The organism is Kitasatospora sp. MBT63 (assembly GCF_000710465.2).
Lineage (GTDB): Bacteria > Actinomycetota > Actinomycetes > Streptomycetales > Streptomycetaceae > Kitasatospora.
In genome coordinates, this window is sequence record NZ_JAIZ01000845.1 from 16,647 (window position 1) to 16,855 (window position 209).

1 protein-coding gene is annotated in these 209 nt (G+C 69.4%); it reads left to right on the plus strand.

From position 1 onward, the window contains the following. Positions 1–209: phospholipase domain-containing protein (locus AA75_RS53360; RefSeq protein WP_233289474.1), on the plus strand; the 209-nt coding region annotated here is incomplete at both ends.

Sequence of the window (209 nt, forward strand, 5' to 3'; positions counted from 1 at the left end):
CGTCACCATCGACCGCACCACCGGTGCCGTCACCTGCACCCTCACCAACACCGGCACCGTCGGCTACCCCTTCACCGTCTACCCCAACATCGTGTTCCCGTTCGCCGGTACGCCGTACACGGTGCCGGCGGGCGGCTCGAAGACGTACACCTGGGACGCCTCGGCGACGGACGGGCGCTACGACTTCACCGTCCACGGCCCCGACGGCT